Source organism: Gemmobacter caeruleus (assembly GCF_008271655.1).
Taxonomy (GTDB): domain Bacteria; phylum Pseudomonadota; class Alphaproteobacteria; order Rhodobacterales; family Rhodobacteraceae; genus Gemmobacter; species Gemmobacter caeruleus.
On sequence record NZ_VKKX01000011.1, the window covers coordinates 714,295 to 738,166 of the forward strand.

Genomic DNA, 23,872 nt, shown 5'->3' on the forward strand with positions numbered 1-23,872 from the left:
ATGATGTCGGAAAACACCACCGAAGTTCTGGCCGGCACCGCGGTTCTGGCCGTGGCGCTTGGTTTTCTGGTCTATGCGGCGCAGGGCACCGGCCTGACCGCCCGCGCCAGCGGCTATGACCTGCGCGCCTCGTTCCAGTCGGCCGAAGGCATCTCGGTCGGCACCGATGTGCGGCTGGCCGGCGTGAAGGTCGGCACGGTCTCGCAGCTCGACCTGAACCCGCAGACCTTTTATGCCGATGCCACGCTGACCCTGCGCGACAGCATCGCGCTGCCCGACGATTCCGCGGCGCTAGTCTCCTCCGAAGGCTTGCTTGGCGGCAATTACATCGAGATCCGCCCCGGCGGCTCGCCCGAGAATCTGCCGGCGGGCGCCGAGATCGAGGATACCCAAGGCTCGGTCAGCCTGATCGGCCTTCTGATGAAATTCGTCGGCAAAAGCGCCGAAGACGCGCTGAACCAATGAGGGTGGCGGCGCTCGCCCTCGCGCTGCTGGTGGCCGGTCCGGCGGCGGCGCAACAGGTGACGGCCGCCCCCGGCGGCATCCTGCGCTGGCTCGACAAGGTCACCGGCGAAACCGCCGATATCGAACTGGCCGATGGACAGGCCGCCATCTCGGGCCGGCTGACCATCCAGCTCGACGAATGCCGCTACCCGACCGCCAACCCCGCCTCGGATGCCTTCGCCCATCTCACGGTGATGGAAGAAGGTCAGGCCCAGCCCGCCTTTTCCGGCTGGATGGTGGCCTCCAGCCCGGCGCTGTCGGCACTGGAACATCCGCGCTACGATGTCTGGGTGCTGCGCTGCCTGACGCCGGATCAGCCGGAACTCGAGGTCGAGCCGCCCCCCGCCACCGACGAGGAATTCGAGGCCCCGCAAGAGGGCTGATCCGTTCAGTCGAACCGCGCCGGAGGCCCCTGCAAGGCCTTGGCCAGCCGCGCCTGATAGGCCGCGCGCGGGATCTCGATCCCGCCCAGGGTCGCCAGATGCGGCGTCAGGAATTGCGTGTCCAGCAACACAAAGCCGCGCGCCTTCAACCGGGCCACCAGATGCGCCAGCACGATCTTTGACGCCGAGCGGCGGCGCGAGAACATGCTTTCGCCAAAGAAGGCCCGGCCCAGCGTCACCCCATAGGTGCCGCCGCGCAGCGCGCCATCCTCCCACAGCTCCAGCGAATGCGCATGGCCGCGCGCATGCAGCGCCAGATACAGGTCGCGGATCTGCCCGTTGATCCAGGTCTCCGGCCGGTCGGCGCAGCCCGCCAGCACGCCGGCGAAATCGCGATTGGCAACGATCTCGAATCCGCCGCGCCGCATCTCCTTTGCCAGCGAACGCGAAAGGTGAAACCCGTCCAGCGGCAGGATGCCGCGCATCCGCGGCTCCACCCAGTGCAACTCCGCCGCCTCGGCGCTGTCGGCCATGGGGAAAACCCCCATCGCATAGGCCCGCAACAACAGCTCTGGCGTGATCTCGAAAGACAAAGGGGGCTCCGCTGACGCCGACCCCCCTTCATCTGTTCATAAATATCCCACGGGGGTCCGGGGGTGTGAAACCCCCGGAACCTGTCCGCTCGGCGCGGGGCTCTGGGGGTGTGAAACCCCCGGCGCTGCCTGCAAGGGCGCCGGGGATCGGTTCAGGCGAACTGCTCCGCCAGCCATTTCTCCAGCCAGTGAATGTTGTAATCACCGTTCTGGATATCCGGCTCGGCCAGCAGCATGTGGAAAAGCGGCACCGAGGTTTCCACCCCGTCGATGATCAACTCGCTCAGCGCGCGTTTCAGCCGGGCCAGTGCCTCGGGCCGGTCGCGGCCATGCACGATCAGCTTGCCGATCAGGCTGTCGTAATAGGGCGGAATCGAATAGCCGCCATAAAGCGCCGAATCCATCCGCACACCCAGCCCGCCGGGGGCGTGGAACACCTTCACCTTGCCGGGGCAGGGGGTGAAATTCGGCAGGCGTTCGGCGTTGATCCGCACCTCGATCGCGTGGCCGTTGATCTCCAGATCGCTTTGCGTGAACGACATCGACAGGCCCGAGGCCACGCGGATCTGTTCGCGCACCAGATCGACGCCGAAGATGCCCTCGGTCACCGGATGTTCCACCTGAAGCCGGGTGTTCATCTCGATGAAATAGAACCGGCCATCCTCATAGAGGAACTCGATGGTGCCGGCGCCGATATAGTGCAGCTTGCGCATCGCGCTGGCGCAGACCTCGCCAATCTCGGCGCGCATCTTGGGGGTGATGCAGGGGCCGGGCGCCTCTTCAAAGACCTTCTGGTGGCGGCGCTGCAAGGAACAGTCGCGCTCGCCCAGATGGACCGCATTGCCCTTGCCGTCGCCAAAGACCTGGATCTCGATATGCCGCGGCTTCTGGAGGTATTTCTCGATATAGACCTCGTCATTGCCGAAGGCGGCCTTGGCCTCCGACCGGGCGGTGCGGAAGGCGATCTCCAGCTCCTCGGCGCTGCGCGCGACCTTCATCCCGCGCCCGCCGCCGCCGGCGGTGGCCTTGATGATCACCGGATATTCGATTTCCGCCGCCACTTTCAGCGCGGTCTCGAAATCCGGCACGCCGCCATCCGACCCCGGCACGACCGGGATGCCCAGTTCCTTGGCGGTATCCTTGGCGGTGATCTTGTCGCCCATGATGCGGATGTGTTCCGCCGTCGGGCCGATGAAGGTGATGCCGTGATCCTGCAAGGCCTGCGCGAAGCTCGCGTTTTCCGACAGGAAGCCATAGCCCGGATGCACCGCCTGCGCGCCGGTGATCTCGCAGGCCGAGATGATGGCGGCCTTGTTGAGGTAGCTCTGCCCCGAGGGGGCGGGGCCGATACAGACCGATTCATCGGCCATGCGCACATGCATCGCATCGGCATCGGCTGTGGAATGCACCGCGACCGATTTGATGCCCATCTCGCGGCAGGCGCGGATCACGCGCAGCGCGATCTCTCCCCGGTTGGCGATCAGGATTTTCTCGAACATCTGGCTCACGCGCGCGGCCTCACTCGATGATCAGCAGCGGGGCGCCGAATTCGACCGGCGTGCCGTCGCCCACCAGAATGCGCTTCACCGTGCCAGCCCGCGGCGCGGGGATGTGGTTCATGGTCTTCATCGCCTCGATGATCAGCACGGTCTGGCCTTCGGTCACGGTCGCGCCGACCGCGACAAAGGGCGTGGCACCGGGTTCGGCCGCCAGATAGGCGGTGCCCACCATGGGCGAGGTCACGGCGCCCGGATGCTGGGCGGGGTCTTCCGGCGCGGCGGAGGCGGCGGGGGCGGGCGCTGCAGCGGCCGGGGCCGCGACGGCCGCCGGGGCCATCGCCATGGGGGCGGCGACCGCGGTCGTCACGATATTGGCCTGTTTCACCACGCGCACTTCAAGGCTGTCATCCTCGCCATATTCGCGCTTCACCGACAGCTCGGTCAGGTCGTTCTTGTTCAGAAGCTCGGCCAGCGCCTGAATGAAGGCCACGTCGGCGTCGGGGGAGTGTTTGCTCATGCCATCCTCATTGGTGTTGTTCGACCTGTGGGCCGCGCGGTGTTTGCGCAAGCAGCCCCGGCCATGGCTGGCCGTCCTTATACGCGAGGCGGTCAAGGCTGAAAAGCCTGACTGTGCCGCCGCGTCGTTCCGGCGGATTTGCCGCATTTTCGGGCAGTCGCGCGGCGGTTCGGGCGGGGCTGCGAAAAAATGCGGGCCGGAAAAATTTACCGATTGATAAAAAATTCGCCTGTGGCACAGTGATCCCAACCACAAGAAACCGAAAACGGGAGGTTTGCGCCTTGTCCAACAGCCAGCTCACGCCCGGCATCGTGCCCGCGCGTCTGCCCGCCGCCAGCTATGAGGCGAATTTCGCCGATCACGAACCGCCGCTGGATCGGCACGAGGCGCGGGTGGCGGCCGATCGCTGCTATTTCTGCCATGACGCGCCCTGCATGACGGCGTGCCCCACCTCGATCGACATTCCGCTGTTCATCCGCCAGATCGCCACCGGCACGCCGGAGGCGGCGGCGAAGACCATCCTGTCGCAGAACATCATGGGCGGCATGTGCGCCCGCGTCTGCCCGACCGAAACGCTGTGCGAAGAGGTCTGCGTGCGCGAGGTGGCCGAGGGCAAGCCGGTGGAGATCGGCCGGCTGCAACGCTATGCCACCGATACGCTGATGGCCAGGGACGTGCATCCCTTTACCCGCGCGGCGGCGACGGGCAAGCGCGTGGCGGTGGTCGGGGCAGGGCCCTCGGGGCTGGCCTGCGCGCATCGTCTGGCGATGAAGGGCCATGAGGTGACGGTGTTCGAACGCCGCCCCAAGGCGGGCGGTCTGAACGAATACGGCATCGCCACCTATAAATCGACCAACGATTTCGCCGCGCGCGAGGTGGACTGGCTGCTGAAGATCGGGGGGATCACGGTGAAAACCGGCGTCACCCTTGGCAAGGATGTCGCGCTGGCCGATCTGATGAACGATTACGACGCGGTGTTCCTTGGCATCGGTCTGGCCGGGGTGAACGCCCTGCGCGCGGCGGGCGAGGATCTGCCGGGGGTGGAAAATGCCGTCGATTTCATCGCCGGGCTGCGGCAGGCGGGCGACCGTTCGACCGTCGCCGTGGGGCGCGATGTGGTGGTGATCGGCGGCGGCATGACGGCGGTCGATGCCGCCGTGCAGTCGAAACTGCTGGGCGCCGAGAATGTGACCATCGTCTATCGCCGCGGGCGCGAGAAGATGAGCGCCTCGGGCCATGAACAGGAACACGCGACGCAGACCGGCGTCCGTATCATCTATGGCGCGGCGCCGGTGAAGGTGACGGGCGGCGCGCGGGCCGAGGCGGTGGAGTTCGCCTATACCGAAGACGGCCCCGCGGGGCTGAGGCTGATGGATCAGGGCTTCACCCTGAAGGCCGATCAGGTGTTCAAGGCCATTGGCCAGACCCTTGCCGGTGTGCCGGACAGCCTGTCGGTGACGGGGGGCAAGCTGCCGCGCCATCCGGGGCCAAAGCTCTGGTGTGGCGGCGACTGTGCCGAGGGCGGCGAGGATCTGACGGTGACCGCCGTGGCCGAGGGCCGCGACGCCGCCGAGGAGATCCACGCGGCACTGACGGGGGCAGCGGGCTGAGCGCCCGCATCAGGAGACAAGCATATGGCCAATCTCGCATCGAATTTCATCGGCATCAAATCCCCCAACCCGTTCTGGCTGGCCTCGGCCCCGCCCACCGACAAGAAGGTGAACGTGGAACGCGCCTATGAGGCGGGATGGGGCGGCGTGGTCTGGAAGACGCTGGGGTCGGAAGGGCCGCCGGTCGTCAATGTCAACGGCCCGCGCTACGGCGCGATCTGGGGCGCCGACCGCCGCCTGCTGGGGCTGAACAATATCGAACTGATCACCGACCGCCCGCTGGAGGTGAACCTGCAAGAGATCAAGGAGGTCAAGCGCAAGTGGCGCGACCGCGCCCTGATCATAAGCCTGATGGTGCCCTGCGACGAAGAATCGTGGAAGGACATCCTCAAGCGCATCGAGGATACCGAGGCCGACGGGGTGGAGCTGAACTTCGGCTGCCCGCATGGCATGGCCGAACGCGGCATGGGCAGCGCCGTGGGGCAGGTGCCGGAATATATCGAGATGGTCACCCGCTGGGTGAAGCAATATTCCCGCATGCCCTGCATCGTGAAGCTGACCCCCAATATCACCGATATCCGCAAACCGGCCGAGGCGGCGAAACGCGGCGGGGCCGATGCGGTCAGCCTGATCAACACCATCAATTCGATCACTGCCGTCGATCTGGACGATTTCGCGCCGGAACCGACCATCGACGGCAAGGGCACCCATGGCGGCTATTGCGGCCCGGCGGTCAAGCCGATCGCGCTGAACATGGTGGCGGAAATCGCGCGGTCGCGCGAAACCGCCGGTATCCCCATCAGCGGCATCGGCGGCGTCACCACCTGGCGCGACGCGGCGGAGTTCATGGCGCTTGGCGCGGGCAATGTGCAGGTCTGCACCGCCGCCATGACCTATGGCTTCAAGGTCGTGCAGGAAATGATCTCGGGCCTGTCGGATTACATGGACCGCAAGGGATTTGCCGACACGTCCGAACTGGTGGGTCGTGCGGTGCCGAATGTCACCGACTGGCAGTTCCTGAACCTGAATTATGTGACCAAGGCGCATATCTCGCAGGATGACTGCATCAAATGCGGGCGCTGCTACATCGCCTGCGAGGATACCAGCCATCAGGCCATCGAAATGGGGCCGGACCGCACCTTTACCGTCAAGGACGAGGAATGCGTGGCCTGCAACCTGTGCGTCAATGTCTGCCCGGTGGAGAATTGCATCACCATGGTCGAGATGCCCAAGGGGCAGGTCGATCCGCGCACCGGCCGGACGGTGGGCGATTATGCCAACTGGACCACGCATCCGAACAACCCTTTGGCGCGGGCGGCAGAGTGAGGAACGGGGGGCTGTCTGCCCCCCGCGCCCCCCGAGGATATTTGTGAACAGATGAAGGGGGGCCGGCGGGCCCCTCTTTCGTCAGATGGTGAGTTGCTGGCCGAGTTCCAGCACACGGTTCGAGGGCAGGCGGTAGAACTCGGTCGCGTTGGTGGCGCCGCGCGACAGGGCGATGAACAGCCTTTCCTGCCAGCGCGGCAGCCCCTCGTTCGGGGCGGAGCGATAGCTGCGATGGTTGAGGAAGAAGGAGGTGGTCATGATGTCGAAGCGTTCGCCCTGCCGGCGGGCCAGGGCGAGGGCGCGGGGCACGTTCTGATCGTCGAGATAGCCGAAATTCAGCCGCACCTTGACGAAGCGGTCATTGACGCGGTGCAGGACCAGGCGGTCTTCCTCGGGGACGAAGGGGACCGGGGCCACGACCACGGTGACGATGAAATTGAGCCGGTGCAGCACCCGGTTGTGCTTGAGGTTGTGCATCAGCGCGGGGGGCGCGCGGTCGGGATCGGCGGTCAGGAAGACGGCGGTGCCGGGCACATCCACCGGATGCGACTTGCCCAGCATGGCGATCAGGTTGTCAAAGCCGATGGAGCTGTCGCGCGACTTGCGCTGCACATGGGCCGAGCCGCGCACCCAGGTCCACATCACGAGGCAGAGGAAGGCCGCGAACAGGATCGGGATATAGCCGCCATCGGCGACCTTGGTCATGTTGGCGGCGAGGAACAGCCCCTCGAGCGCGAGCAGCGGCAGCATGACCGCGAGGCTGAGCCAGACCGGCCATTTCCAGGCGCGGTTCAAGAGGAAAATCGCGAGGATCGAGGTGATCACCATGTCGCCGGTCACCGCGATGCCATAGGCCGAGGCGAGGTTGGTGGAGGAGCCGAAGGTCAGCACGAGCGCGACCACGCCAAGCAGCAGGATCGTGTTGATGCGCGGCATGAAGATCTGGCCGAACTGGGTTTCCGAGGTGTGGCGGATCTGCATGCGCGGCAGCAGCCCCATCTGCACCGCCTGTTTCGCCACCGAAAACGCGCCCGAGATCACCGCCTGGCTGGCGATCACCGTGGCGGCGGTGGCCAGCAAGACCAGCCAGGGCAGGGCCCAGTCCGGCGCCAGCAGGAAGAACGGGTTGCTGGCGCGTTCCGGGTGGGCCAGCACCATCGCGCCCTGCCCGAGATAGGAGAGGGTCAGCGCGGGAAAGACCAGCACCACCCAGGCAATTCGGATGGGGCGGCGGCCGAAATGGCCCATATCGGTATAAAGCGCCTCGCCCCCGGTGACCGCGAGGAAGACCGAGCCCAGCACGATGAAAGAGCCCAGCCCGTTGTCGATCAGAAAGCCGATGGCATGGGCGGGGTTGAGGGCGGCGAAGATGCCCAGATCGTCGCGGATATGGATCAGCCCGAGCAGCGCCATCACCAGGAACCAGACGATCATGATCGGGCCGAACAGCGCCGAGACGGTCTCGGTGCCGCGCGACTGCACCGCGAACAGCGCCACGATGATGCCCAGCGTGATCGGCACGACGTAATCGCCCATGACCGGGGCGACCAGGGTGCTGCCCTCGACCGCCGACAGCACGGACATGGCCGGGGTGATCATCGAATCGCCGAAGAACAGCGCGATACCGACCGCGCCGATTGCCATCAGGGCCTGGGGCCGGGACTTCATCGCGCGTTGCACCAGCGCGATCAGCGACAGCGTGCCGCCTTCGCCGTTATTGTCGGCCCGCATGATGAGCGTGACATATTTCAGCGTCACGATCAGCATCAGCGTCCAGACCAAGAGCGAGATCACGCCCAGCACATCTTCGCGCACAAGGCCATCGCGCGAGGCGGCATGCAGGGATTCGCGCATCGCATACAGCGGGCTGGTGCCGATATCGCCATAGACAACGCCAATGGCGCCAAGGGTCAGCCGGGCAAGAGAGCCGTGGCTGTGGGGGGCGGACGCGCCGGGGGCTGGTTGCGACACGATGAGGTCCGGGAGGGATTCGCACTTTGCCCGGCATATCCCGCTTCGCGGCGCTTGTCAGCGGGGCATCGGCGGGCTCAGCCCTCGCTGCCGCGTGGCGGCGGGCCAAAGGCCGGGGGCCCCCAGGGCGGCAGCTTGGAGGCCTCCAGCGCCATGTCGCCCTTTTCGGGCAGCAGAACCACCCGGTCGATCAGCGCCTTGGCGGAATTGAGCAGCAGCGCCGTTTCCTCATAGGCGCGCACGGCGCGGACCTGCGCGGCCTCGGCCCGGGAACCGGGCATCTGGCGCAGGGTGCTGTCCTGTGCCACGGCCAGGCGGCTGATTTCGGTCGCGGCGAGATGCGCGATCAGCATCGGGGCGGGGCTGTCGCTGGGGGTGCCCTCCTCCGGGCGGGCGGTGGCGCGTTCGGCGGCAGAGGTGGCGGCGCGGGCATCCTGCCGCGCCTCGCTTGCGGGCAGGGGCGGCAGGGCCGCCGCCGCGCCGGTTGCAGAAATTTCCATCACACGCATCCCTTGCAGGCACCCCCGCAGCCATCTTGCCACGCGGCCCGGCGTCACGCCTGCCCTGACAGGGTTAACCGCGCGGGAAAATGCGGGGCATTCTACGCATCCCGCGGGGCATTCGCGCCGCGCGGGGTCAGGCTGTTGCGAAACAGCGTCATCAGAAAGCTGTCGGCCTCGGCATAGGGATCATGGCCGGGGCCCAGCACGGCGCGCACCTGCACGTCGAAATCGGCGTAATGCTGCGTCGTCGCCCAGATCGAGAAGATGAGGTGATGCGGATCGACCGGCGCCAGCCGCCCCTGGGCGATCCAGCTGGCGATGAGGGCGGCCTTGTCATCGACCAGCGGCTTCAATTCGTCATGCAGCGGCCCCTGCACCCGGGGCGCGCCTTGGAGGATCTCATTGGCGAAAAGCCGGCTTTCGCGGGGAAAATCGCGGCTTAGTTCCAGCTTGCGGCGCACATAATCGAGGATCTCGTCCATCGGATCGCCCGCCGCATCCAGTTCGCGCAGCGGATCGAGCCAGACCTTGAGCAGCCCGCGGATCAGCTCTGCATGGATCGCCTCTTTCGAGGGGAAGTAATACAGCAGGTTGGGCTTGGACAGGCCCGCGCGTTCGGCGATCTGGTCCAGAGTCGCGCCCCGGAACCCGGCCTGGGAAAACACCTCCAGCGCGGCCTCCAGAATCGCTTCGGAGTTCTTTTGCTGGATACGGGTTTTCGGGCGGCTGCGAGGCATGGGCGCGCGTCCTGCATTTGATCAAAATGTCGCAATCAGACTGCCGGCAAGGCCGAACCCGATTGAGCGAAGCCGGCAAAGCCGTCAATATGCAATTCGTGAACCGGCACCCCGACGCAGGCGTCTGTAACGCGCTTGACGCAGGGTTTGCCGCATGACAGCTTCAATTTGACCGCGCGGTCAAAAAAATCAAGCCGTTTCGCCCGACGACACGGCCAACCGGGAGAGCCACCATGGCGCTTGATCGCAAGCCCACGCCGAATGACCTCAATGCCTTCTGGATGCCCTTCACCTCGAACCGGCAGTTCAAGAAAGCGCCGCGCATGTTCGTGGCGGCCAAGGACATGCATTACACCACCTCGGACGGGCGGCAGGTGCTGGATGGCACCGCGGGCCTGTGGTGCTGCAATGCCGGCCATTGCCGCCCCAAGATCACCGAGGCGATCCAGAAACAGGCGGCGGAGCTGGATTATGCACCGGCCTTCCAGATGGGGCATCCGATTGCCTTTGAACTGGCCAATCGCATCATCGACATCGCGCCCAAGGGCATCGAACATGTGTTCTACACCAATTCGGGGTCCGAGTCGGTCGAGACCGCGCTGAAGATCGCCATCGCCTATCACCGGGCGCGGGGCGAGGGCGCGCGCACCCGGCTGATCGGGCGCGAGCGCGGCTATCACGGGGTGAATTTCGGCGGCATCTCGGTCGGCGGCATCGTCAATAACCGCAAGATGTTCGGCACGCTGCTGGGCGGGGTTGATCACCTGCCGCATACCCATCTGCCGGCGCAGAACGCCTTTACCAGGGGCCAGCCCGAACATGGCGCCAACCTGGCCGACGATCTGGAACGCATCGTGGCGCTGCATGGCGCGGAAACCATCGCGGCCGTCATCGTCGAACCGATGGCCGGGTCTACCGGCGTGCTCATGCCGCCGAAGGGCTATCTGGAAAAGCTGCGCGCCATCACCAAAAAACACGGCATCCTGCTGATCTTTGACGAGGTGATCACCGGCTTCGGGCGCCTGGGTTCGGCCTTTGCGGCCCAGCATTTCGACGTGCTGCCCGACATGATGACCACCGCCAAGGGCCTGACCAACGGCGTCATTCCGATGGGCGCGGTGCTGACCACGGCCGAGGTGCATGACGCCTTCATGAACGGCCCGGAACACATGATCGAGCTGTTCCACGGCTATACCTATTCCGGCAACCCCATCGCCAGCGCCGCCGGCATCGCCACGCTGGACACCTACAAGGAAGAAGGGCTGTTCGAGCGCGCCAATGACCTGGCCCCCTATTGGGAACAGGCGCTGCACAGCCTGCGTGGCCTGCCGCATGTGATCGACATCCGCAACATGGGCCTCATCGGCGCGGTGGAACTGGAGCCGATCGCGGGCGAGCCGACCAAGCGCGCCTTCAACGCCTTCCTCAAGGCCTATGAAAAGGGCATCCTGATCCGCACCACCGGCGACATCATCGCCATGTCGCCGCCGCTCATCATCTCCAGGGCGGAAATCGACACGCTGATCGGCACCCTTGCGGATGTGCTGAAAACGCTGGACTAATGGGGCAGGGGCGGGATCCTCCCGCCCCGCTTACCCCGGCAGGAGATCACGATGACCGACAGCGAAATCCGTTTGCAGGCCACCGGAACGCTTCTGATGGAAACCGACCGGGTGATGGTCTGGCGTTACGATTTCGCCCCGGGGGCCGAAACCGGCTGGCATATCCATGGCCATGATTATGTCATCACCACCCTGACCGATTGCGCGCTGCGCCTGGAACTGCCGGGCGGCGAGGTGCGCGAAAGTTTCATCCCCGCCGGCAGCGCCTATTCGCGCCCGCAGGGCACCGAACACAATGTGATCAACGCCTCGGACCAGACCATGAGCTTTATCGAGGTCGAGCTGAAGTGATCGGCACCTGGCCTTGCCGGGCGTCAGGGGCGGGCCTATCTCGGGCCGGATTGCGCCCCGGGGGTTTCGTGATGCGTGCCATTCTTGCCGTTCTGCCATGTCTGCTGCTGCCGGGGGTGGCGGCGGCTGGCGATCTGGTTCCGTGCCAGACCTCCATGCGGGGCGAGGCGGTGTCCTTCGTCTACGATCCCGACAGCCCCGATCTGCAAGACAGTCTGACCCTGCGGCAAAAGCTGGCGGGCGCTGCGGGGGACGGGGTCACCTGCCCGGGTCTGGTGACGCTGCGCGTCTTTACCCCTGAAATGACCGATGCCGACCGCGCGCCGTTCTGCCTGCAATGGGACCGGGGCCTCGGCACCTATCTGGGCTATGATCTGGGGCCGCGCGACGGGTTCCTGACCTGCAAGACCGCGAAAAAGCAGTTCTGCCAGCGGGTGAACGGGTCGAAACAGGCCGCCGCGCGCTGGACCGGCGTTGCCCGCGATCTGGCGGTGGATGCCGGGACCGAGACGCTGCTTTACAATTCGGGCGTGATGTCGGTGCAGGGGCCGGCGGCGCTGATCGGGGAAAAGCTGCTGGGCCTTGGCGCCACGGCGGTCGAAGGGATGGGCGCGGGGGCCGCCCTGGGCGCGGTGGCGGTGACGGCGGTTGCCGTGGGCGGCGCGGTCTATGTCTGCTCTGACGAGGGCGCGGCGGCGGCGGCGGTGGAGGCCGACCCGGTGCCGAAACTGCGCGCCGGCGAAGTGGCCCCTGGCGCCAACCTGCCGGAAGGCGAGCCGCGCATCACCGCGACCCCGATTCCGACCCCGGGCACGGGGACCAGCACCCCGGCCCCCGTCGCCGGAGAGTGAGAGGGTCAGATCGCGCCGATGCCGCGCAGGATGATCTGTTTGACCGTCTCGGTCGCCTCTTGCCATTGCGCATCGCTCAGCGGCGTGGCGCCGTTCAACGTTTCGATCTGATGGCCGAAATCGGCGTAATGCTGCGTGGTGGCCCATAGCATGTAGAGAAGACGCTCCGGGTCCACCGGGCGCATCTTGCCCGCCGCGATCCAGGCGCGGATCAGCGCCACGCGCCCCGCCGTCCAGTCTCGCAGCGTGGTTTCCAGATAGTCCTGGATCACCGGCGCGCCATGCATCACCTCGGCCGCCCAGACCTTTGACCCATGCGGATGCCGGCGCGAGATCTCCATCTTGGCCTCGATATAGGCGCCGATCCCCTCGGCCGGGCTGTCGGTGCCGTCCATGCTGTCGGCGGCATGCAGCCAGATCTCGAAGATATTGCCGACGACGCGGCGATAGAGTTCTTCCTTGGTTGCGAAATAATAGTGCAGATTGGCCTTGGGCAGCCCGGCCATATCGGCGATCAACTGCATGGTGGCACCGCCAAACCCCGCCTCGGCAAAGACTTTTTCCGCCGCCTGCAAAATAAGCGCCTCGTTCTGGGCGCGGATCTCGTTGCGGCGATGCGGGCGGGGGCTGTCTGACACGCGCGGCGGGCTCCGATCCGGTTGCGAATTTTTGTTGACCAGTTGGTCAGGAGGTATAGCCTTCATCTTGACCATACGGTCAGGATCAGATTCGCCGCAAGACCCGCAAAAGACGGGCGCGGAGACAGGGAGAGCAAGCTGATGCCAGCACCCGGAGAGAACCTTCGCATCGACCCCGCGCGCCTGTGGGACAGCCTGATGGAAATGGCGAAGATCGGCCCCGGCGTGGCGGGCGGCTGCAACCGCCAGACCCTGACCGATGCCGATGGCGAGGGCCGCCACCTGTTTCAGCGCTGGTGCGAGGGGGCGGGCATGACCATGGGTGTCGATACCATGGGCAACATGTTCGCGACGCGGCCCGGCACCGACCCCGACGCGCTGCCGGTCTATATGGGCAGCCATCTGGATACCCAGCCCACGGGCGGCAAATATGACGGCGTGCTGGGCGTGCTGGGCGCGCTGGAGGTGGTGCGCACGATCAATGACATGGGGCTGAAGACCCGGCATCCGATCGTGGTGACCAACTGGACAAATGAGGAAGGCGCGCGTTTCGCCCCCGCCATGCTGGCCTCGGGTGTGTTCGCGGGTATCCATACCCAGGACTATGCCTATGGCCGCACCGACCCCGAGGGCAAACGCTTTGGCGACGAACTGGCCCGCATCGGCTGGGTCGGGGATGAGGTCGTGGGCGCGCGCAAGATGAAGGCGATGTTCGAGCTGCATATCGAACAGGGCCCGATCCTGGAGGCCGAGGGCCGCAGCATCGGTGTCGTCACTCATGGGCAGGGCCTGTGGTGGCTGGAAATCACCCTGACCGGCAAGGATGCGCATACCGGATCGACTCCGATGAATATGCGGGTGAATGCGGGCCTTGGCATGGCGCGGATCACCGAGCGGGTGCATCAGATCGCGATGAGCCACCAGCCCAATGCCGTGGGGGCGGTCGGGCAGGTCTTCGTCCATCCGAATTCGCGCAACGTGATCCCCGGCAAGGTGGTGTTCACGGTCGATATCCGCAGCCCCGAACAGGCCAAGCTGGACGCCATGCGCGCCGAGGTGGAGCGCGCGGCCCATGCGGTTGCCGCCGAGCTGGGCCTTGGGTGCAGCATCGAGCCGGTCGGGCATTTCGACCCGGTCACCTTTGACCCCGACCTTGTGAAGATCGTTCGGCAATCGGCTGAAAAGCTGGGATATTCCCATATGGATATTGTCTCGGGCGCCGGGCATGACGCCTGCTGGATCAACCGCGTGGCGCCCACGACCATGGTCATGTGCCCCTGCGTGGACGGGCTGAGCCATAACGAGGCCGAGGAGATCAGCCCGGAATGGGCGGCGGCGGGGGCGGATGTGCTGCTGCATGCGGTGTTGCAGGTGGCCGAAGTGGTCGAATGACGGCAGGCCCCGGGGGCTTCGCGCCCCCGGACCCCCGCGGGATATTTAGGAACAGATGAAGGCAGGGAGGCCGGGATGGCATCGACGGTGATCAAGGGCGGGACGGTTGTCACGGCGGATCTGTCCTATGAGGCGGATGTGCTGGTCGAGGGGGGCGTGATCACCGCGATTGGCGCCGGGCTGACCGGCGACACGGTGCTGGACGCCTCGGGCTGTTACATCATGCCGGGCGGGATCGACCCGCATACCCATCTGGAAATGCCGTTCATGGGCACCTATTCCGCCGATGATTTCGAAAGCGGCACGCGGGCGGCGCTGGCAGGCGGCACCACGATGGTGGTGGATTTCGTGCTGCCGGGGCAGGGCCAGGGGCTGATGGATGCCGCGCAGATGTGGCACAACAAGTCGGGCCGGGCGAATTGCGATTATTCCTATCACATGGCGATCACCTGGTGGGGTGAGAAGGTCTGGGAGGACATGGAGGCCAGCGTGAAGGCGGGCATCACCTCCTTCAAGCATTTCATGGCCTACAAGGGCGCGCTGATGGTGAATGATGACGAGCTGTTCGCGTCGTTCCGCCGGGTGGGCGATCTGGGCGGGCTGGCCATGGTTCATGCCGAAAACGGCGATGTGGTGGCGGAACTGACGGCAAAGCTGCTGGCCGAGGGCAATGCCGGCCCCGAGGCGCATGCCTATTCCCGCCCGCCGCAGGTGGAGGGCGAGGCCACGAACCGCGCCATCATGATCGCCGATATGGCGGGGGTGCCGCTTTATGTGGTCCATACCTCTTGCGAGGAGGCGCATGAGGCGATCCGTAGGGCGCGGCAGGCGGGCAAGCGGGTCTGGGGCGAGCCGCTGATCCAGCATCTGACGCTCGACGAGAGCGAATATTTCAACCCCGACTGGGACCATGCGGCGCGGCGTGTCATGTCGCCGCCCTTCCGCAACAAGGCGCATCAGGCGAGCCTCTGGGCCGGGTTGCAGGCGGGCAGCCTGTCTTGCGTGGCGACCGATCATTGCGCCTTCACCACCGCGCAGAAGCGCTTTGGCGTGGGCGATTTTTCCAAGATCCCGAATGGCACCGGCGGGCTGGAGGATCGTTTGCCGATGCTCTGGACGCATGGGGTGAATACCGGGCGGCTGACGCCGAATGAGTTTGTCGCCGTGACCTCGACCAATATCGCCAAGATCCTGAACCTTTACCCGAAGAAGGGGGCGGTTCTGGTCGGCGCGGATGCCGATCTGGTGGTCTGGGATCCGGCGAAGGAAAAGGTGATCTCGGCCGGCAGCCAGCAATCGAGCATTGATTACAACGTGTTCGAGGGGCAGGCGGTGAAGGGACTGCCGCGGTTTACCCTGTCGCGTGGCAAGGTGGTGGTGCAGGATGGCGAGATGCGGACCGAGGAGGGCCATGGCCAGTTCGTCGGCCGCACGCCGCGCCCGGCCGTGAACCGCGCGCTGAGCGCCTGGAAGGAACTGACCGCGCCGCGCCCGGTGGCGCGCAGCGGCATCCCGGCGACGGGGGTCTGAGGGCGTCTTTCAGGCGCTGTCGGTCTCGGGGTCGTCTTCGGGATCGGCGTCGGGGCACAGATGCAGGGTTGCAGGCCAGACGGGCAGAAAGATCGGATTGAAAAGGGGATGGCCTTGCGCGGCAAGGAATGTCGGAAAAAATGGCAGAAACATCGGGGCCTCCTCCAGCCTGCCGGGGCATCCTGCGCCCGGCGCGTGACAGGGGTATGACGCGATGAGGGATCGGCCTTGCCCGGCATCCCAGGCGGCAGAGCTGGCGCGGCGGAGGGCCGGGGTGTGACCGCGCGCGCGCATGAGGCGCGGATCGAGGCCAGGACCGGCATCGGCGCGCGGCTGGCGCTGACGGTGGTCGCGTCGAGCCTTGTGATGCCGCTGGTGCTGGCGGTTCCGGCGATCGTCCGGGCCGGGCTGGACCAGGGGGCGGGCGCTGCTTTCGAGATGACGGGCGCGTCGGTCCGGGGGATGGCACCTGTCGCGATCCTGCTCTGGCCGGTGACCTTGCCGGGGGCGCTGTTGCTCTGGGCGGGGGCCTGGTATCTGGGCTGGCGCCGGGGCTGGCCGGAGCTTGGGCGCGCGGCCCTGGCCGGGGTGGCGGCGGGGGTCGGTGCCACGCTCGGCTTGCTGTTCGGGCTGGGCATGGGCGGCGATGCCTCGGCAGGTGCCGCGCGGGGCATGTCGGTCATCGCATTGGCCGCGATGCTGGCCGGGGCGGTGGCGGCGTTTGTGATCTATCACCCGGTCTGGCAGTCTGGCCGGGCCCGGAGCCTGCAATGAAGGAGAATGACAGCATGAGCCCGGTGATCGACCCGGTGATCGAGGCAAGGGGGCTGGATCTGGTGTTCCAGACCGCCGACGGGCCGGTGCAGGCGTTGAAGGACGTGAGCCTGACCATTGGCAAGGGCGAATTCGTCAGCTTCATCGGCCCCTCGGGCTGCGGCAAGACAACCTTTCTGCGCTGTATCGCCGCGCTGGAACATCCGACCGGGGGCAGCCTGACGGTGAACGGCATGACGCCGGACGAGGCGCGGCGCAAGCGGGCCTATGGCTATGTCTTTCAGGCGGCGGGGCTCTATCCCTGGCGCAGCATTGCCGGCAATATCAAGCTGCCGCTGGAGATCATGGGCTTTTCCCGCGACGAGCAGGAACAGCGCGTGCGCAAGGTGTTGCAGCTGGTGGATCTGGAGGGGTTCGGCAAGAAATTCCCCTGGCAGCTATCAGGCGGCATGCAGCAACGCGCCAGCATCGCGCGGGCGCTGGCCTTTGACGCCGATCTCCTCTTGATGGACGAGCCCTTTGGCGCGCTGGACGAGATCGTGCGCGACCGGCTGAACGAGGAGGTGCTGAAGCTTTGGGCGCGGACCGGCAAGACCATCGGCTTTGTCACCCATTCCATCCCCGAGGCGGTCTATCTTTCGACCAAGATCGTGGTGATGAGCCCGCGTCCGGGGCGGATCACCGATGTCATCGACAGCCCGCTGCCGCGCGAAAGGCCGCTGGAAATTCGCGACAGCCGGGAGTTCATCGAGATTGCCCATCGGGTGCGCGAGGGGCTGCGGGCGGGGCATGGCGATGAGATCTGAGCGCGCTTGCGGGCGGGGCCGTCGCCGGGGGGCCGTCTGCCCCCCGCGGATATGTGAGAAAACAAGAAGGGACCAGGGATGCGCAATCTGCTGCCCGTTCTGACGGTGGTGCTGGCGATTGTCGGGCTGTGGTATCTGGCCGCGGTCTGGATGAATGCGACCTGGGTCTATGATCAGGCCGCGCGCGAGGGGCGCGAGGTGTTTCTGGTCGATCTGCTGGGCGAGACGATGATGCAGGAGCGCCCGGTGCTGCCGGCGCCGCATCAGGTGGCCAAGGGGCTGTATGACGGGCTGTTCGGGCAGGCCATCACCTCGAAGCGCAGTCTGATCTATCATGGCTGGGTGACGCTTTCGGCGACGCTTCTGGGGTTTGTCATCGGTTCGGCCGCGGGGATCCTGCTCGCCGTGGGGATCGTCTATAACCGCGCGATGGATCAGAGCGTGATGCCCTGGGCCATCGCCAGCCAGACCATTCCGATCCTGGCCATCGCGCCGATGATCATCGTGGTGCTGAACAGCATGGGGGTGACGGGGATCGTGCCCAAGGCCATCATCTCGGCCTATCTGTCGTTCTTTCCGGTGGTGGTGGGCATGGTGAAGGGCCTGCGCAGCCCGGATGCGATGCAGCTGGATCTGATGCGCACCTATAATGCCAGCGGGGGGCAGAGCTTCGCCAAGCTGCGGCTGCCCTCGTCGATGCCCTATCTCTTTGCCTCGCTCAAGGTCGGGGTGGCGGCCTCGCTGGTGGGGACGATCGTGGGCGAATTGCCGACCGGGGCGGTGGCGGGGCTGGGCTCGCGGCTGCTCTCGGGCAGCTATTACGGGCAGACGGTGCAGATCTGGGCCGCGCTCTTTGCGGCGGCGGCGCTGGCCGCCGGGCTGGTCGCGCTGATCGGGCTGGCGGAGCGGGTGGTCTTGCAGCGCATGGGGTTGGTGCGATGAGCGTCTTGCCGGATATCTGGGCCGTTCTGACCGATCCGCGCGGCTGGATCCTGCTGGCGATGTGGGGCGGGGCCTGGGCCTTGAATGCCGGTCTGGCCGAGGCGCGCAGCCCGGCGCTGCGGCGCCTGGTGCCGGTGATCTTTGGCGTGACGCTGCTGGTTCTGTGGCAGATGGCGGTGCGGCTTTATGCGATCAGCCCGGTCATCCTGCCGGCGCCGAGCGAGATCTGGGCGCAACTGATGGGCAGCATTCTGACGCTCTGGGCCGATTTCGTGCAGACCTTCGTCAAGGGTGCTGTGTCGGGCTATGTGATCGGCTGCGCCGCGGCGATCGGCACGGCGATCGTGATCGACCGTTCGCCCTTTCTGCAACGCGGCCTCTTGCCGGTGGGGAATTTCGTGGCGGCCCTGCCCATCGTCGGCATCGCGCCGATCATGGTCATGTGGTTCGGGTTCGACTGGCAGTCGAAGGCGGCGGTGGTCGTGGTCATGGTGTTCTTTCCGGTGCTGGTCAACATGGTGGCGGGGCTGAAGGCGACCGAACCCATGCAGCGCGACCTGATGGCGACCTATTCGGCAAGCTATTGGCAGACATTGCTGAAACTGCGCCTGCCGGCGGCCTTGCCCTTTCTGTTCAACGGGTTGAAGATCGCCACAACCCTGGCGTTGATCGGCGCCATCGTTGCCGAATTTTTCGGCAGCCCCATCGTCGGCATGGGCTTTCGCATCACCGCCGAGATCGGGCGGCTTGGCCTGCCGATGATCTGGGCCGAGATTGCGGTGGCGGCCGTGGCGGGATCGGCCTTTTACGGGCTGGTCGCGCTGATCGAGAAACGGATGACCTTCTGGCATCCGTCGCAGAGACGAAGACAGTGAAAAACCGGGGCAACCGGCAACATGGAGGTTTGAAATGAAATTCCTGATGACGACCGCGGCGGGACTGGCCTTTCTGGCCGGGGCGGCCCATGCCGAGGATGTGACGCTCCAGTTGAAATGGGTCACCCAGGCCCAGTTCGCGGGCTATTTCGTGGCCAAGGACAAGGGGTTCTACGAGGAGGAGGGGCTGAATGTCACCATCCTGCCCGGCGGCCCCGATGTGGCGCCGACCCAGGTGATCGCCGGCGGTGGTGCCGATGTGGTGGTGGACTGGATGCCCTCGGCCCTGGCCGCGCGGGAAAAGGGGCTGGCGCTGGTCAATATCGCGCAGCCGTTCAAATCGTCGGGCATGATGCTGACCTGCCTCAAGGAATCGGGTGTGGCGAGCCCGGCCGATTTCAAGGGCAAGACGCTGGGCGTCTGGTTCGGCGGCAACGAATATCCGTTCCTGAACTGGATGAACAAGCTGGGGCTGAAGACCGATGGCAGCGATGTCACCGTGCTGAAACAGGGCTTCAACGTCGATCCGCTGTTGCAGAAACAGGCGGCCTGCATCTCCACCATGACCTATAACGAATATTGGCAGGTGATTGATGCGGGCGTGAAGCCCGAAGACCTCGTGACCTTCAAATACGAGGATGAGGGCGTGGCGACGCTGGAAGACGGGCTTTATGTCATGGAAGACAAGCTCGCCGATCCGGCCTTTGACGAAAAGATGGTGAAATTCGTCCGCGCCAGCATGAAAGGCTGGAAATATGCCGAGGCAAACCCGGATGAGGCGGCGATGATCGTGCTGGAAAACGACGAGACCGGCGCCCAGACCGAAACCCATCAAAAGCGCATGATGGGCGAGATCGCCAAGCTGACCGCGGGCAGCAATGGCGCGCTGGACGAGGCCGATTATCAGCGCACGGTCGATGCGCTGATGTCGGGCGGGTCGGATCCGGTCATCACCAAGGCGCCGGAAGGGGCGTGGACGCATCAGATCACCGACAAGGCGCTGCAATAAGCGCGGCGGAGCGACCAGGGGCGCGGCGGGGTTCGCCGCGCCTTTTCTTTTGGCTGGCGTGCTTGTAAAGTTTACAGGTCATGTAAATTCTTGCGCGGGGCCTGCCGATGCCGCTGAGCGAACTGACCGGAAGCCGCGTGCGTGAAAGGCGGCTGGCGCTTGGGCTGCGGCAGGCGGAACTGGCGCAGGCCGTGGGCATTTCGGCCTCATACCTCAATCTGATCGAACATAACCGGCGCCGGGTCGCGGGGGATGTGCTGCTGCGGCTGGCGGCGGAACTGGGCGTCGCGACAGATGTCTTGCAGCAGGGCGCGGCGGCCGGTCTGGCCGAGGCGCTGCGGGGTGCTGCGGGTGAGGCGGGCGGCGAGGCGGCCGAGATCGACCGGCTGGAGGAATTTCTGGGCCGCTTTCCCGGCTGGGCCGCGGTGCTGGCCGGGCAGCAGACCCGGATCGGTCAGCTGGAACGCGCCGTGGCCGCGCTGAACGACCGGATCGCGCATGACCCGCATCTGGGGGCCGCGCTGCATGAGGTGCTGTCGGCGGTCAGTTCGGTCCGCTCCACCGCCGGGATTCTGGCCGAAACCGAGGATATCGCCGCCGATTGGCGCGCCCGGTTTCACGCCAATCTCTATCAGGACAGCGAGCGGCTGGCCCAGGGGGCCGAGGCGCTGGTGACCTATCTGGAGGGCGCCGAGCAGACCGCGACCCCCGGCAGCGGCTCGCCCGAGGAGGAACTGGATCAATGGCTGGTCGCGCGCGACTGGCAGCTTGACGGGGCGGCGGCCGATCTGGACCAACTGGCGACCGAGGCGGCGCGCGGCATGGCGCGGGGCCTGATCCTTCAGGCCGAGGCCGATGCCGCCCGGATGCCCGATGCCGCCTTTCGCGCCGCGCGCAGTGCCGAGGCCGATGATCTCTTGCGCCTTGCCGCGCGTTTCGGGGTTTCGGCCCTGGCGGTGATGCGGCGCATCGCGCTGCGCCCCGGCGCGGCCGAGGGGTTGGTGATCTGCGACGGGGCGGGGGCGCTGATCCTGCGCAAGCCGGTCGCGGGGTTCAGCCCGCCCCGCTTTGGCGCGGCCTGCGCGCTCTGGCCGCTTTTCCGGGCGCTCACCCGATTGGGGCAGCCGATCCGTGCGGAAATCGAGATGGCCGGCCGGCGGGGCGAGCGGTTCAGCGCCCGCGCCTGGGCCGAGGCCGAACACCCGGCGGGCTTTGACGGGATCGAGGTGCGCCGGGCCGGGATGCTGCTGTCGCCGCAATTGCCCGGCACCGCCGCGCCGGTGCTGCGGGTGGGGGCCAGTTGCCGCATCTGCCCCGAAGCCGCCTGCGCCGCCCGGCGCGAGGCGTCGATCCTGGGCTAGAGGTCGATCGCGTCGCCCTCGGGCGTCTTGTCGGGCGTGACCTTCGGCAAGTCGGGCGGCTTGGGCGCGCCGGGCTTGCGGCGGATCAGGATATCGCCATTGGGCAGGCGTTCGGGCATGTCGTAATGCTGCACATCGCCCATCAGCTCCACCAGTCGCTGCAATTCGGGCTTCATCTGTTCCAGCGTGTCGCGCATCTCGCCGATTTCGGGGCCGACCTCCTCCATCAGCCCGCGCAGGAACATTTCCACCCCGCGTTCCATCAGGCCGGGTTCCTCGGGCCGGTCCTGTGCGGCAAGCGGCAGAGGCGCGGCAAGCGCGAGGGTGAGGGCGGCAATCGACAGGCGGCGCATGGGCAGGCTCCTTGACAAGGGCGCCCCTTCAATATGGGCGCGCGCCGCCCCGCTGCAAAGGGGGAAAGGCTAGAGCGCGATATCCACCGTGACCGGAAAGTGATCCGATGCCGCCAGCAGCGCGTCGCGCAGTTCGGGCACGTCCCAGCATTTCGGGTCGTTCAACGGATGCCAGATCCGCCAGCGCGGTTGGCGCTGCATCAGCGCGGGCGACAGCATGATGAAATCCAGCAGCGCCTCGAAATAGCGCGATTCCTCGGGGTTCCAGAACCGGGCGCTGGTGGGTTGCAGCCGGCTTTTCAGCGCCATGTCGGCATGGCGGTCGAACAATTGCCGTTCGGGCGGGCAGCCCACACCCATCACCACCTCGACACCGGAATGGCCGAACAGGCGCTCGAATTCATCAAGGCCCGGGCCGTCGTTGAAATCGCCCAGCACGACCAGATCGTCGCCCGCCGCCAGATGTTCCTCAACGCGCACGCGCAGCCACAGGCATTCGGCCAGTTGCTTGCGCCGGTTCTCGATGGCGATGCGCTTGGCCTCGACCGCGTTGCGCGCGCCATGCGGGGCCTTGGATTTCACATGCACCCCGATCAGCCGCAGCGCATGGCCGCGAAAGCCGACCGCCAGTTCCAGCGGCGGCTTGGAGGGGCGGATCGGTTCGGGCTGGCCATCATCGTTCAGGTCATAGTGAAAGGTGCCGTCAAAGCGCGGATCGCCGCGCGGGTCGTGGCGCACCGTCAGCCGGTCGGGATTGTAGAGAAAGCTGATCTCCTGCTCGGTCTCCGATTTGAAGCCTGTCACCGCGCGGCTGGTGGGCAGGTCATAGCGGCGGGCAAAGCGTTCCAGCGCGCGCACCGAGTTGCGCTTGCTGTTGCTATCGGGCGCTTCGATGATCATGATCCCGTCGGCCTGCATCGCGGTCATCACGATGGCAATGGCGGCCAGCTGGTCGCCCCGGCTGATGCCATGGCGCTGCGCCGGGGCGCCATCCTCCAGCGGGCGGCCATTATCGTCGAACAGGGCGTTGAACCATTCGACATTCCAGCTTGCCAGACGCAGCGGGCGCGGGGTCATGCCGCCTCGCGGGCGGAGATTTCCTCCCAGGCGGCATTGACGGCGATCAGCCGTTCCTGCGCCAGATCGACCGCCTCGGCCGGCACGCCGCGGGCCATCAGCCGGTCGGGGTGGTTGTCGCGCACCGCGGCCTTCCAGGCGGCGCGGGCATCGGCCAGCGTCGCATTTGCGGGCAGGCCCAGCACGTCATAGGGATCGCGCGGGGCATCGGGCACATGGCGCGCGCGAATGGCGCGGAAACAGGCCGAACCGACGCCGAAGATGCGCGCGACCTCTTGCAGAAAGGCATCCTCGGCCGGGTGATAGCTGCCATCGGCGACCGAGACATGGAACAGCCCCTCCAGCACATCGATCAGCACCTTGTTGTCGCCCTGAAACATGGCGCGGATCTTGCGGGCATAGAGATCGAACCCCGCGACATCCTGCCGGGCCAGGTTGAAGACGCGGGCGGCGTTCGCCTCCTCCTCGGGGGGGACGTGGAACACCTCGCGGAAAGCCGCCACCTCGTTGCGGGTCACTTCGCCATCGGCCTTGGCCATCTTGGCGCCAAGCGCGATCACGGCGATGGTAAAGGCAACGGTGCGTTCCGGGCAGGCCTCGGGCGGGGTGCGCAGCCGGTCAAAGACGGCGCCCAGCCCCTCGCCCTGGGCCAGCGCGGAAATGGCCTCGAAGATGCGGGTCCAGATCGACATGGGCATAGAATAGCGG

General features: G+C 66.3%; 27 protein-coding genes. 16 read left to right on the forward strand and 11 right to left on the reverse strand.

Translation table 11 applies throughout. The features are described from left to right. Positions 1–3 precede the first annotated feature (3 nt). Together mlaD and FOA17_RS06165 are read left to right on the forward strand one after the other, a co-directional pair. On the forward strand, positions 4–465 hold the full coding sequence (gene mlaD / locus FOA17_RS06160; protein ID WP_149140570.1) for an outer membrane lipid asymmetry maintenance protein MlaD: 462 nt from the start codon (positions 4–6) through the stop codon (positions 463–465). Then, the gene (locus FOA17_RS06165; protein ID WP_149140571.1) at positions 462–887 is read left to right on the forward strand and encodes a DUF2155 domain-containing protein; all 426 of its coding nucleotides are present in this window, start codon (positions 462–464) and stop codon (positions 885–887) included. The genes mlaD and FOA17_RS06165 overlap by 4 nt, the downstream gene beginning before the upstream one ends. 5 nt (positions 888–892) lie before the next feature. Here the strand turns inward: FOA17_RS06165 and aat are convergent, their stop codons facing one another. The 3 genes from aat to accB form a co-directional block, all read right to left on the reverse strand. Further along, positions 893–1,480 (reverse strand): leucyl/phenylalanyl-tRNA--protein transferase, encoded by a 588-nt coding sequence (aat, locus tag FOA17_RS06170; RefSeq protein ID WP_275259730.1) that lies wholly within the window; start codon positions 1,478–1,480, stop codon positions 893–895. 152 nt (positions 1,481–1,632) lie between these two features. Continuing rightward, a complete protein-coding gene (accC, locus tag FOA17_RS06175) occupies positions 1,633–2,979 on the reverse strand; it encodes an acetyl-CoA carboxylase biotin carboxylase subunit (RefSeq protein WP_149140572.1) in 1,347 nt (448 codons plus the stop codon). A 19-nt stretch (positions 2,980–2,998) separates the two neighbouring features. Continuing rightward, positions 2,999–3,496, reverse strand: a complete 498-nt coding sequence (gene accB, locus FOA17_RS06180) for an acetyl-CoA carboxylase biotin carboxyl carrier protein (protein WP_149140573.1) — start codon at positions 3,494–3,496, stop codon at positions 2,999–3,001. A gap of 16 nt (positions 3,497–3,512) precedes the next feature. Between accB and FOA17_RS06185 the strand changes: the two genes are divergently transcribed. The 3 genes from FOA17_RS06185 to preA all read left to right on the forward strand — a co-directional run bounded on the left by FOA17_RS06185 (position 3,513) and on the right by preA (position 6,432). Further along, a complete protein-coding gene (locus FOA17_RS06185) occupies positions 3,513–3,713 on the forward strand; it encodes a hypothetical protein (protein WP_149140574.1) in 201 nt (66 codons plus the stop codon). A 64-nt stretch (positions 3,714–3,777) separates the two neighbouring features. Next, positions 3,778–5,106: an NAD(P)-dependent oxidoreductase gene (locus FOA17_RS06190; protein WP_149140575.1), complete on the forward strand. Its 1,329-nt coding sequence runs from the start codon at positions 3,778–3,780 to the stop codon at positions 5,104–5,106. 24 nt (positions 5,107–5,130) lie between these two features. After that, positions 5,131–6,432, forward strand: coding sequence for an NAD-dependent dihydropyrimidine dehydrogenase subunit PreA (preA, locus tag FOA17_RS06195; RefSeq protein WP_149140576.1), 1,302 nt, complete (start codon positions 5,131–5,133; stop codon positions 6,430–6,432). Positions 6,433–6,513: 81 nt separating this feature from the next. Here the strand turns inward: preA and FOA17_RS06200 are convergent, their stop codons facing one another. The 3 genes from FOA17_RS06200 to FOA17_RS06210 all read right to left on the reverse strand — a co-directional run bounded on the left by FOA17_RS06200 (position 6,514) and on the right by FOA17_RS06210 (position 9,643). Continuing rightward, positions 6,514–8,403, reverse strand: coding sequence for a potassium transporter Kup (locus FOA17_RS06200; RefSeq protein WP_203232271.1), 1,890 nt, complete (start codon positions 8,401–8,403; stop codon positions 6,514–6,516). Positions 8,404–8,480: 77 nt separating this feature from the next. Then, complete coding sequence (locus FOA17_RS06205) at positions 8,481–8,903, reverse strand: hypothetical protein (protein ID WP_149140578.1); 423 nt, start codon at positions 8,901–8,903, stop codon at positions 8,481–8,483. Between the two features lie 101 nt (positions 8,904–9,004). After that, positions 9,005–9,643: a TetR family transcriptional regulator C-terminal domain-containing protein gene (locus tag FOA17_RS06210; protein ID WP_149140579.1), complete on the reverse strand. Its 639-nt coding sequence runs from the start codon at positions 9,641–9,643 to the stop codon at positions 9,005–9,007. A 233-nt stretch (positions 9,644–9,876) separates the two neighbouring features. Here FOA17_RS06210 and aptA point away from each other — a divergent pair, with 233 nt between their 5' ends. From aptA to FOA17_RS06225, 3 genes are all read left to right on the forward strand, one after another. Continuing rightward, positions 9,877–11,205, forward strand: a complete 1,329-nt coding sequence (gene aptA, locus FOA17_RS06215) for an omega-aminotransferase AptA (RefSeq protein ID WP_149140580.1) — start codon at positions 9,877–9,879, stop codon at positions 11,203–11,205. Between the two features lie 51 nt (positions 11,206–11,256). Next, positions 11,257–11,556, forward strand: a complete 300-nt coding sequence (locus FOA17_RS06220) for a cupin domain-containing protein (protein ID WP_149140581.1) — start codon at positions 11,257–11,259, stop codon at positions 11,554–11,556. 71 nt (positions 11,557–11,627) lie between these two features. Further along, positions 11,628–12,407, forward strand: coding sequence for a hypothetical protein (locus FOA17_RS06225; protein ID WP_149140582.1), 780 nt, complete (start codon positions 11,628–11,630; stop codon positions 12,405–12,407). 5 nt (positions 12,408–12,412) lie between these two features. Here FOA17_RS06225 and FOA17_RS06230 read toward each other — a convergent pair whose 3' ends face one another. Beyond that, positions 12,413–13,045 (reverse strand): TetR/AcrR family transcriptional regulator, encoded by a 633-nt coding sequence (locus FOA17_RS06230; RefSeq protein ID WP_149140583.1) that lies wholly within the window; start codon positions 13,043–13,045, stop codon positions 12,413–12,415. Positions 13,046–13,186: 141 nt separating this feature from the next. Between FOA17_RS06230 and FOA17_RS06235 the strand changes: the two genes are divergently transcribed. Both FOA17_RS06235 and hydA read left to right on the forward strand, forming a co-directional pair. Then, positions 13,187–14,437 carry a Zn-dependent hydrolase gene (locus FOA17_RS06235; protein WP_149140584.1) on the forward strand — a complete coding sequence of 417 codons (1,251 nt, stop codon included), beginning with the start codon at positions 13,187–13,189 and terminating at the stop codon, positions 14,435–14,437. 75 nt (positions 14,438–14,512) lie between these two features. Next, positions 14,513–15,967 carry a dihydropyrimidinase gene (hydA, locus tag FOA17_RS06240; RefSeq protein WP_149140585.1) on the forward strand — a complete coding sequence of 485 codons (1,455 nt, stop codon included), beginning with the start codon at positions 14,513–14,515 and terminating at the stop codon, positions 15,965–15,967. A gap of 9 nt (positions 15,968–15,976) precedes the next feature. Here the strand turns inward: hydA and FOA17_RS19705 are convergent, their stop codons facing one another. Further along, a complete protein-coding gene (locus tag FOA17_RS19705) occupies positions 15,977–16,120 on the reverse strand; it encodes a hypothetical protein (RefSeq protein WP_162528179.1) in 144 nt (47 codons plus the stop codon). A gap of 123 nt (positions 16,121–16,243) precedes the next feature. On the opposite strand from FOA17_RS19705, the gene FOA17_RS06245 reads away from it, so the two are divergent. The 6 genes from FOA17_RS06245 to FOA17_RS06270 all read left to right on the forward strand — a co-directional run bounded on the left by FOA17_RS06245 (position 16,244) and on the right by FOA17_RS06270 (position 21,734). After that, the gene (locus FOA17_RS06245; protein WP_149140586.1) at positions 16,244–16,741 is read left to right on the forward strand and encodes a hypothetical protein; all 498 of its coding nucleotides are present in this window, start codon (positions 16,244–16,246) and stop codon (positions 16,739–16,741) included. Continuing rightward, positions 16,738–17,547: an ABC transporter ATP-binding protein gene (locus FOA17_RS06250; RefSeq protein ID WP_238991730.1), complete on the forward strand. Its 810-nt coding sequence runs from the start codon at positions 16,738–16,740 to the stop codon at positions 17,545–17,547. Before FOA17_RS06245 ends, FOA17_RS06250 begins: the two co-directional genes overlap by 4 nt. Before the next feature lie 78 nt (positions 17,548–17,625). After that, entirely contained in the window at positions 17,626–18,489 is an 864-nt protein-coding gene (locus tag FOA17_RS06255; protein ID WP_149140587.1) for an ABC transporter permease, read from the forward strand. A 59-nt stretch (positions 18,490–18,548) separates the two neighbouring features. Next, complete coding sequence (locus tag FOA17_RS06260; protein WP_149140660.1) at positions 18,549–19,364, forward strand: ABC transporter permease; 816 nt, start codon at positions 18,549–18,551, stop codon at positions 19,362–19,364. A gap of 34 nt (positions 19,365–19,398) precedes the next feature. Further along, a complete protein-coding gene (locus tag FOA17_RS06265; protein WP_149140588.1) occupies positions 19,399–20,373 on the forward strand; it encodes an ABC transporter substrate-binding protein in 975 nt (324 codons plus the stop codon). Positions 20,374–20,480: 107 nt separating this feature from the next. Further along, on the forward strand, positions 20,481–21,734 hold the full coding sequence (locus FOA17_RS06270; RefSeq protein WP_149140589.1) for a helix-turn-helix domain-containing protein: 1,254 nt from the start codon (positions 20,481–20,483) through the stop codon (positions 21,732–21,734). On the opposite strand, the gene FOA17_RS06275 is transcribed toward FOA17_RS06270, so the two are convergent. From FOA17_RS06275 to FOA17_RS06285, 3 genes are all read right to left on the reverse strand, one after another. Beyond that, positions 21,731–22,087, reverse strand: coding sequence for an AAA+ family ATPase (locus FOA17_RS06275; RefSeq protein ID WP_149140590.1), 357 nt, complete (start codon positions 22,085–22,087; stop codon positions 21,731–21,733). The genes FOA17_RS06270 and FOA17_RS06275 overlap by 4 nt on opposite strands. A 69-nt stretch (positions 22,088–22,156) precedes the next feature. Then, positions 22,157–23,164 (reverse strand): endonuclease/exonuclease/phosphatase family protein, encoded by a 1,008-nt coding sequence (locus tag FOA17_RS06280; protein ID WP_149140591.1) that lies wholly within the window; start codon positions 23,162–23,164, stop codon positions 22,157–22,159. Then, positions 23,161–23,856 (reverse strand): molecular chaperone DjiA, encoded by a 696-nt coding sequence (locus FOA17_RS06285; protein WP_149140592.1) that lies wholly within the window; start codon positions 23,854–23,856, stop codon positions 23,161–23,163. The genes FOA17_RS06280 and FOA17_RS06285 overlap by 4 nt, the downstream gene beginning before the upstream one ends. Between the last annotated feature and the right edge of the window lie 16 nt (positions 23,857–23,872).